This is a genomic window from Streptomyces sp. NPDC030995, from assembly GCF_055571215.1.
Window position 1 is genome coordinate 119,073 of sequence record NZ_JBVIFS010000022.1, and the last position, 9,503, is coordinate 128,575.

6 protein-coding genes are annotated in these 9,503 nt (G+C 66.4%); 2 read left to right on the top strand and 4 right to left on the bottom strand.

Features of this window, described 5'->3' with window-relative positions; translation table 11 throughout:
• Positions 1 to 76: 76 nt before the first annotated feature.
• The 4 genes from ACZ45T_RS27990 to ACZ45T_RS28005 all read right to left on the bottom strand — a co-directional run bounded on the left by ACZ45T_RS27990 (position 77) and on the right by ACZ45T_RS28005 (position 7,558).
• Positions 77 to 2,215: a hypothetical protein gene (locus tag ACZ45T_RS27990; RefSeq protein ID WP_468445991.1), complete on the bottom strand. Its 2,139-nt coding sequence runs from the start codon at positions 2,213 to 2,215 to the stop codon at positions 77 to 79.
• A gap of 1,095 nt (positions 2,216 to 3,310) precedes the next feature.
• Entirely contained in the window at positions 3,311 to 4,165 is an 855-nt protein-coding gene (locus ACZ45T_RS27995) for an HNH endonuclease (RefSeq protein WP_468445993.1), read from the bottom strand.
• A complete protein-coding gene (locus ACZ45T_RS28000; protein WP_468445995.1) occupies positions 4,165 to 5,724 on the bottom strand; it encodes an AAA family ATPase in 1,560 nt (519 codons plus the stop codon). Before ACZ45T_RS28000 ends, ACZ45T_RS27995 begins: the two co-directional genes overlap by 1 nt.
• Positions 5,725 to 6,217: 493 nt before the next feature.
• Entirely contained in the window at positions 6,218 to 7,558 is a 1,341-nt protein-coding gene (locus ACZ45T_RS28005) for a phospholipase effector Tle1 domain-containing protein (RefSeq protein WP_468445997.1), read from the bottom strand.
• Between the two features lie 758 nt (positions 7,559 to 8,316).
• On the opposite strand from ACZ45T_RS28005, the gene ACZ45T_RS28010 reads away from it, so the two are divergent.
• Positions 8,317 to 8,859 carry a hypothetical protein gene (locus ACZ45T_RS28010; RefSeq protein ID WP_468445999.1) on the top strand — a complete coding sequence of 181 codons (543 nt, stop codon included), beginning with the start codon at positions 8,317 to 8,319 and terminating at the stop codon, positions 8,857 to 8,859.
• Positions 8,860 to 8,905: 46 nt separating this feature from the next.
• Positions 8,906 to 9,106, top strand: coding sequence for a hypothetical protein (locus ACZ45T_RS28015; protein ID WP_468446001.1), 201 nt, complete (start codon positions 8,906 to 8,908; stop codon positions 9,104 to 9,106).
• Positions 9,107 to 9,503: the final 397 nt, after the last annotated feature.

Below are 9,503 nucleotides of genomic sequence, written 5' to 3' on the forward strand. Positions count from 1 at the left end.
GCCTTCGATCGTCGCGGGATGGAGGTGCGGACAGCGCCGAATGCCTCCCGGGTCGCCTGCGGTGCGCGCTGGCACGCTATGCGGTCCCGCCTGTCGGTGTCGCGGCGGCCGCAGTCGGCTGCATACCGACCAGTTCCCGAAAGTGTGTGTTCGACTGGAGCTCCGCGAAGCATGGGTCGCCTTGAGCGTCCGCTTTGTCGTCTTCGGTGACGAGGGCGCACCGAAGGTCCTCGATTGCGTACTCGTGCTGCTGCCGGCGGGCTTCTTCCCCTAGATTCCCACGCCGCGCGGTGAACATGTGCAGGCAGGCGTGGTCGTAGGCCAAGCGTGGTGTAGCAGGCGAACCCTCGTGGGAGTGCTGTGCCGTGGTCTCCCCGGACTCGGTGCTCTCCTGCAGTGTGTCAAGGCATGCCAGGAGATTACGGGCGTGGGGGTGCATCGCTGCTTGCTGGCGCTGTAGCTCCTTCCCCTTCCAGGAGACTACTTCTGCATCGCACAGACGGTCGAGTTCAATCGTGGACTTCCGGGCACTCTTCATCATTGCGGCGCGCTCTGCGTCATTGGCGCCGCCGTGCACGTAGGCGTTGAGCCACTGCGTGGCGCTGCTGTAGAGGATCCGAATCTTCAGCGGCATCCATGCCTCTTGGTCGTCGGAGACCTTCGAGATCTGGAAACGGTCGTACTGGTCATCGAGGGTGCGGGCGAACGCGCCAAAATCCGTGTTCTCGTAGGGCTTGTGCCCGTAGGCAGCCCACAGGTACTCGAACCGCGCCAGTTCGTTGTCGGGGTCCTCATTGACGGCTCTGGCAAGGAGACGCACCTGCGTGGCCATTCGCTTTTCGTCATCGGCGAGCAGCGACTTGCTGCTCGCGATCACCTGCAGGGCGACGCTTCGCCACTGGCGGGCGCCGTAGAGGCCGTCCCGGAGCTCTTCGTGAACCGCGCTCAGCTGCACCAGGATGAAGGCGGCGGCGCCGGTGAGCATCTGTGCCTTGACTCGGTCCTTGTCGTCGTCATCCTCGGGGAGCCTCAGGTCCGGTCGGCTGAATACCTGACTGGCAGCATGCTGTCCGTTGCGGGAGAGGGTGATGGCGAGGCGGTTTTCATCCACGAGTGTGGCCCTGGCACGCCAGGTGAGATCGGGTCTGAGTGCGAAGAACAAGCGGGTCAGGGTTCCTACGACCTTTCCCGCTGGTAGGACGCTGAGCTCTTCGACGGGGATTTGACTGAGCGGTGTGTTCCCTGGTGTGGACGTGGTCTTGTGCAGGGACTGCGGGGTCTCGGTGCCGAGGCCCTTCATCCTGGCCAGCAGGTAGTCGGAGGACGAGGCGTTCACGCTTCCGTCGGACTGTTGGACCTCGACTTGGAGGCGCAGGTTTTGGCCGAACGCCGCCGCCGTCAGGAGCACACCGATCGCTGTGAGGGCGATGTGCACGAACATGAGCCGTACGTCGTAACTGAGCGCGGAGGCCAGCAGGACCGAGAGGAGCCCGGCCACCGTGACGATGCCCAGGGCGAGGAGAAGCGCGCGCCACCGCTCCCACGCATCCCTGCGTGCGCCCAGGAACACGAGACCTGCTGCCCCCAAGCCGACCACCGCGAGCACCACCACTCCGATCCAGCACTGCGTCCAGGTCGGTTTGAAAGGGCTGAACATGGCGAACAGCGGCGCCATGACCGCTGCCGCGAACAACAGAAATGCGCCGAGGCTGCCGGTGGTGCGCCGGATCCACACCGGCCAGGCGACCGCTTCCACCTTCACCAACCATCGTGAGGACAGGCCGGCTAGGGCGTAGAAGACCAACAACCCGATCACAGCGAGCACGACAAGGCGTCCAAGGGGGAGCGCCCAGTCCCTGTAGAAACGATCGCCGTTCGAAACCGCCGTAGGCAGAGGGCGGCTCATAAGGTCCGAGACGCGCGCGATTCCGGCGCCCGCGGCGACGTTCGCAGCATCAAGACGAAGGGCGGCGTTGAACTTGCCCGCGGCCCCCGTGAGGTCTCCGGAGCGGATCAGGAGCTGACCGGCCGTGACGAGCTTCACCGCGTCCTGGCGGGCCTTGGCCAGCAGCTGGAGGCCGTTCACTGCACACTGCTGGTCGCCGTCGCTCGCCTTCACCGACTCGTACAAGTTTTTCGCCCGGTCCAGAGAGCCCGCCCGTAGGTGGCCGTCGGCCGCCTTGCACGTCTGCTGCGCGACTGTGTCGGCGGGCACCGCCGCGAGAGTGGCGGCCAGGAGGAATAGCACGAGGGCGAGGGCTCGGACGAGACGTCTCCACATAAGTGACAATCAAGCCCGGCGACCAACCCCATCGCACGCAGGCGCACCGCCGACGCCAGTGGAACCGCGCCTTTGCGTAGGAGCGGAGGGCCACCCGGCCGTACGAGCGTTCCCGGGGACCGGGGTCGCCTTCCATGACCGTCACGACCCGTCCCCGCTGAGCTCGTTCGATAGACCAGGCGGCCCACCACATGAGGCCGCCGATCGGACCCTCCCAGCATCCGGATCTTGAGGTCACACGGCACTACATGCCAGGTCGCCGTAGCTATACGAGAACAGGGCCGGCAATGAGGGTGGCGCCTGGGGGGGGCTACGAGAGGCCAGCCTCTTTGGACGCCTGGCGATTCACCCAGCTCCGCCCTGGGCTGCGTACGAAGCCGAGTACGGAGACATCTTGGCCGTCCTTGGGATGTCGCCAAGGTGAGGCCAAAAGCCGCCAAGAGTTGATCTTGGGGTTGGTGGTGTTTCCGGTGGGCGGCGGGGCCGCGTTCGGTGGCATGCTGCGCGACCGCGTCGACGCCGGGGCGGGCATACCGTTCGAAGGACCGTACGGAGGCGTGCCGGGAGCGGGCCAGCGACATCGGTGTTGAGGTGGGTCCCAGCGGCACGGGGGGAAGCCGCCAGGACGGCTCCGCTGAGAGTAGAACCTGCGGGCCTACGGGCCCACCGGCTTGAGCATGTTCAGGGCTTCAAGATCATCTCATTGCCCCTTTGGTGCCTTTCTCCGGCTATGCCCCAGTACGTGGATGAGGGCGAGGCCGGGGACCGTTGGGTGTCGGCGGCGTTCACCGTCGGCCCGATGGGCACAGGTCCCTACACCCCCGCTCCCAGGGTGCGGGTACGGCCCGCGCCGTACCCACGACCTGCGGGGTCGGCGCCCGCCTCGTACTTTACGGAACAGACAGGCCGTCCTCAGCCCCCACCGGCCGCAGGTCGCGGGGCCCCGCGCCGTGCTCCGCACTTCTCCTCCGGACCCCGGCTCACCCAGGCATCCACGGAAGGCCCCTTCTCTGTTCCGTAAGACTGCGCTCAGCTGCCGAACGAGCCCTCGCAGAAGGTGGAGTCGTCGGCCAGGCTGCGGTAGGTGACGCCGATCCAGCTGTTGGGGCGGTTCTTCAGAGCGCCTTCCGCGCCGGCGCGGAGGTGTGCGCGGACGACGTTCGCTCCGTCGGCGGAGGCCAGGAGGGGTGGGAGCTGGCCGCGGATCTCGCCGATGAACCAGCTTGCCTGGAGGGCGTAGGTCGTTCGGAGGTCGTACAGCTTGAAGTGGTGGCGGGCGCGGGCGGTGAGTAGGCGGTCCCAGCTGGGGGGAGGGGAGACGTAGAAGTTCAATCGTACGGAGCCCTCCTCGTGGATCACTTTCGCGGCGAGCCACGCTTCCCCGTCTATGTTGTCGAGGTAAGGGTGCAGGGGGGTCTGTTCCGCGGTGACGGCCTGCGTGTCGCCCTTCGTTTTGTTGCAGTCCGAGCAGGCTGGGACGAGGTTGAGCGGGTCCACGCACAGGGCGGGGAAGTGGGCCTTGGGCATGAAGTGGTCGAGCTGTTTGACTCTGCCGGCCCCGCACAGGGGGCAGCGTTCGTTGTCGGGGGCTCTCATCAGTGCGTTGTAGATGTCGCGGCCGGGGCCGAGCATGCCGTAGTCGTAGAGCCAGGTGACGACCTTCTCGCCCTTTGCGATGCCGGGCACCTGGAAGTTCTCGGACTTCAGGGTGTGCAGGGTCTTGGCGTCGGCGGCTTGCCGGAACTGCCTTCCGGCTTCTTCGATGCCGTCAGTGGCTTCGGTCAGGCGGGTACGCCGCTTCTCAGCGCCCATTTCCCTTGTCAGGGAGATGCAGGTCTCGTAGCTGGCGCGGGCGCCGTGGCCGGGCCGGGGCAGGGGCCACATCAGTCGCTCTCCTCCTCGTCCGCAGCCTTGTTGGCCAGCAGGATGCGGACGAGGGCTTTGGCCTCGCTGCCGAGCTGTTGGTCGAAGTGCTCCAGGACTTCCTGGTAGGTGTCTAGTCCGGAGACCGCCTGCTGGATGGCGGCGTGGAAGCTGGACTCTCGTACTTCCAGGCCGAAGATCTCGTGGGTGAGGACGCCGACGTTCTCCCCGTAGGTCTCGATGCTGGGCCGTTCAGCCTGCAGGCGGCCCCACCTGCTGAGCTTCAGCACGCAGGCGCGGGGGACTTCCTGGAGCACGACAGGGGAGTGGGTGGCGATCAAGGCGACGCCGTTGCGGCTGGTGAGGAGGAACGACAGCGTCTGGATGAACGAGGCGAGCAGGGGCGGGTGTAGGTGGGATTCGGGCTCGTCGATGAGGACGAGAGACTGCTCCGCGACGTGCTGGACGAGCTTGGTGATGGTCAGGAGGACGATCGCGTGGCCCGAGCTGAGCTCGTCAAAGACTCTGAGGAGCTCCTGCTCCTTTTCTTCGGTGGGCGCGCTCATCAGGTGCCCGGCGAGTTCGCGGATGGGGAGGTTGGCGATGTGCGGATCGCGGCTCAGCAGAGTAAGGCAGCGAAACCAGAGAACTGCCTGCTGGGACGCCAGCACTTCCCGGAGCGAGTCCTTGAACTCTTCTGCCAGGCGCCGGTCGGACTTGGGGCTGGGGGTGCTTCCGGCGTTGTTGAGGCCGATGTAGACGTGGCTGGCGGCTCCCTGTGTGACGTCGCCTGTTGTGCCGACGAACCGGTCGAATGCGCTGAAGGTGACGGACGCGACGTTGACGAAGCCTTTCTCGTCCGCGGGGTTGTCTGCGGGGACGAGGAGGATTGACCCGACGGTGCCCGGGTGATCTGGGTCGACCACAGCCTGTGCCAGGTTGCGTAGCAACGTGGTTTTGCCGACTCCGTTGCGCCCGATGAGCACGTGGATGTTGCTGGGCGGGTTGGAGCCGGGGCGGACTCTGAACTCCAGCGGATCTGCCTCGGGGCCGGGGGTGTAGTCGAACTGGTAGGCCGTCAGTCGGGGGCCGCCCATGGCAATGCGATGGAACTGACCCCGGACGCTCTGTTCCTCGACGGTACGGAGCAGGGAGACGGTCGTCACCTCGTAGCGGAGGGCGGTGTCGAGTGTTTCTCCGACCCAGCCGGGGGTGGCCTCGGGGTCGCAAGAGAAGGCGAGGTCGTTCAGTAGGCCGTGGATGCTGGCGGCGTAAGGGCTGAACTTCCTGACGTTGTCGTAGTACACGTCGTCCTGGCCGAGCGAGAACCATCGTCCGTCGCCCACATAGAGGAGGGAATCGAAGGTCCCGGAAGGCAAGGGGCTGGGGCCGGATTCCTGGTCGGCGTGTGCGATCTTGACCCGGCCGAGGAGTCGGGCGCCTTCGTGGTCGCGGTACCAGAGGTCGTAGCTGGTGCGGTAGCCGTAGTCGTTCCAGTTGTCGGGGACGAGGATGTAGCCGGGCGGGCCATCCCCGGTCGGGATGTGCCAGTCGGACTGGGACAGCACCTCGAAACGCAACGGGTCCCCCCTGGAACCGTGGACCGGTGCCCTGCGCGCCGCGCCCCCCGAACCCTATCCCGCACCCTCTCACCATTAAGTTATCTGTAACAGACAGCCCTACCACCCACTCATCCCGGCGGCCCCGGCCCCGCCCCGCGCCGTACCCCTGGGCACCGGACCTTGGTATACCGCGGGCAGGGGAGGGGGGGCTGGTCTGTTACAAGTAACCTAGATCTAGGCAGGGGCCAGGCCGAGGGAATGGCATCCGCTCGGCCTGGTGGTTCCGGCCCGGTTCTCGTATAGCTACGGCCAGGTGTCTGTACCTGAGAGTGATGCCCTGGGGTATCCCGTGGTGGGCTCTGCCCCCGATAGCGTGCCCGCCTGAAGTACGAGACGTGAAGAACCGGGCCTAGCAGGACGCCTCGGCAGGCCGCGGACGGATCCCACCGTCCGGGCCCTGCCTGCTGCGTGCCCTCAGCCGTGGATGGGCGCGGCCCCGTGGCGGTACTGCCTACAGGCGGGTGAGGACCTCGGCGGCGGCGCACTCCTGGCAGGCGCGGGCGCCGGGGCGGGTGAGGGCGGCGAGGGCCTCGTCGAGGTCGAGTTCCGGGCCGCCGGCGGGGGCAGCCTTGCACCCCTCTTCGTGGACGACGGCCCCGGTTGCCGGATTGCCCGGCCCGCCGGCCCGAGTCTGCTCGACGGCCCAGCGGTTGGGGGGCGGCGGGCGTGCGTCGTCGACGGTCAGGGGCACAGGTTCGAGGTTTACGTTGTCCTGAGTGAGATAGTCGTGAAGCCTGCGCGGGCCTTTGCGCGGTTGGTAGGACGCATCTTCGTCGTAACGGTCGTTGGCGGTTTGTGAGAGGTATTCGCATCCGTCGAGAAGACGTTGTTTGTTCGCGGCCTTTCCGATGGGCCGGTGCAACCGCGGGGCCAGTCGGTAGAAGCCCTTGCGTGACTTGTGGATCTCGCCCCTGCTGTCGGGCTCGGGCGGCACCTGGAAGGTGCTGCTTTCCGGGGGCATCTCGCGCAGCTCGCCCTCCCTGGGGCCGAACCGCAGCCCGTATCTGTGGGCCTGGTGGATCATCCACAGCAGTGTGATATCGGACAGTCCCTTCTCCGGGTAGCCGCCGCCGACGTCTGTGTGCACTCCAGCGAACCACACCTGCTTGAGTTCCTGGCCCTTCTCGGCGGCACCGGGCTGCTGATGCCACAGCGTAGGACGGAACCGTCGCCGCTGCTCATCGATGGCCAGCGCGTGGAAGGCTCCCTTCACCGTGCTGCTCAGCTTGGTGTCATGGAAGGCGTGCCGGCGCGGCAGCCACCGGGGACCCGGGATCCCAAGGGCACCGACCGTGTCCCACACCCCGATGAAATGAATCCCCGTCTCCTGTGCGCCGTATGTCTGGCGGAACAAGATGGAGGCCGCGCCGGTCGGCTTCTTTTTCTTCCTCCCGCTGCGGTACAGGTCCCACGCTTCCTCGATCCTGCTGGTGTGCTCTTGGGGCAGGATGCCGCAGTTGCGCACCAGGCCGGCCAGGCTGCGTACAGTGAACGCTCCCCTGCTGAAGCCGAACAGGTACAGCTTGTCGCCGGGCTTGTAGGTGCGGACGAGCCAGTCGTAGGCGTGCAGGACATTGGCGGACAGTCCCCTGCCGACCGCGCCGCCCCGCAGGCGCGTTCCTCGGCTTGCGCCGACACCTTGGCGGTAGTACACGCGCTGCTCTACCCCGGCGGCGTTCTTGGGGATGGACATGGCGACCTTGGTGACGTTCGTAGCGTTGGGCTGGTCGGCGATGTTCCATGTGCCGTCACAGCAGACGATCAGACGTCTAAAAGGTTCGGCCTCGGCCATGGCATCCCTTCCGGGGGAGTCGTTCGTGATCGCCCGCGCTGATTGTGCTCGGCACTGGGGTGCCCCCGTCATCCCGGGCACCCGGACGGTCGGGGGTCAGCACGGTTGGTGCCTCTGCTGGCCCGCATGCGTACGTAACCCAGGTGATCAGAGAGCGCGCCCGTGCGCATCCGGGGCCTCCGCACAGCTCCGCCACCTGGTGCAAGCGGGCCGCCCGAAGCCCGCTACCGAAGGAATCTCATACGGCTGATGAGCAGCGTGAACGCCGTTCCTCACTTGGAGTGGTCGGGAACTACGCATTCCGACGCGGTGCTGACCGGCGCATTCGCGCGCTCAAGATCCACTCATGACCCCTTGCGATATCCCTTGGCCCTGTCGTCGTATGGCTACGGCCAGTGTCGTGTAGCGCTTGCCCACGTCGCCCTCCGTGGTCGGTGCCCCTGCCAACCCGCAGCGTGGTCAGCGAAGTGCCGTGCGGCGTAGCCGCCTCGTTCGGCGGGAGTCCGAGTGAGGTAGGACGGGCAGGGAACCAGGCTGTCCTCATACGACCTGCACGAGGAGGTTCGTTCATGGATTCCGTCTGGGCAACCGTCGCCGTCGCCAGCATCGCAGCGGCGGCAGCGATCGCTGGCGCCCTCCTCTCCGCTTAGACGAACAGGCGTACCGTGCAGAAACAGATTGTGCACTGATATCAGCCCCCGTCGGAAGCGCTGCAATATGAGGCGTCTGCCATGCGGGTTTGGCTTCGGAAGGGCGCTATGGACGGCGAACTGATTGCCGCGATCGCCACCGCTGTCGTGAGTGTCGGGGCCGCTGCAGTCGCGTACGGAGAGGCTCGCACGGCCAAGGCCGCAGCTCGGTCAGCCGAGGAGCAGGCTGCGTTGATGCGACGGCAGATCGAAGGTGAGGAAGAGGAACGCAGGGAAGCCCGCGGTCCGCAGTTCGCCGTGGAGGACGTGCGGGTCAACGACAGAAGGGACGCGGGTGGCATCACGTTGCGACAAGTGCACGGATCTGCGCTGAGCTCCGTCACAGCCACGGTGTCTGGTGATGGGGTGCAGGGGCTGCCAACTGTCATCTGGTTCCAGGACGGAGAACTGCAAACGGAACAACCGGAAAGCATTGAGATCGGTCCCTTAGCAGTCGGCGCCACCGCGCTTGTAGGTTTCGAAATTGAGCGCAGATCTGCCCCTACCAAGATCCTCGTGCAGCTGGGCTGCCGTAGCTCCGACGGCACGGACTGGTGGCAGCGTTCCATCGCCACAGTGATCGATCCGTTGGCTGAGTACCGATACAGGTAGCGCTAGAAGGCGGCTGACCTGCATCGCAGGCAGCGGCAACTTCGCCGTGGGCCTGCCAGGCCGTGAGCTCCTCACCCCCGACCAGTGCCGCTGGCTCGCCCAGGCCGCCGACCGCTACTCCGGCACCCGCCGCGAAGGCCCTCACCGCGCCCGCGCCTTGGTCTACCTCTGCCTCAACCACTACCTCTGGGGCCGGCACAGCGAAGACGACATCCTGCGCCCGGCCAGATCACCGCCATGGGCCTGAACGGCCGAACACCACCCACCGCTGCGCCAGCGGCCCCTCAACCTCCCCGCGAGGGTAGGACACCCAATCAAATCACTGCCCAATAAACCCACATGACATCAAGGCGCCGGCAGGCCCACACAAACAACCCGTCCCGTCAGGGACGGAGCGCAGCGTCAACACGCGGTCATGCCACCAGGCATGACACATCACCACCCTCCAGCCACTAAGCCGGAGTTGAAAGACAGCAATGTTGGGGCCGTCAGGCCCAACCCTTTTCGCCCCAGGGCACCCGTCAGGGCGCCAGCCCTCGCCAACACCCCCGTCATGCCGCCAGGCATGACGCTGCACCATCCTCCCGCCGTCAGGCGGGAGTTGGGCCGTCAGGCCCAACTCAAGAGCCGCCAGGCTCTCCGCC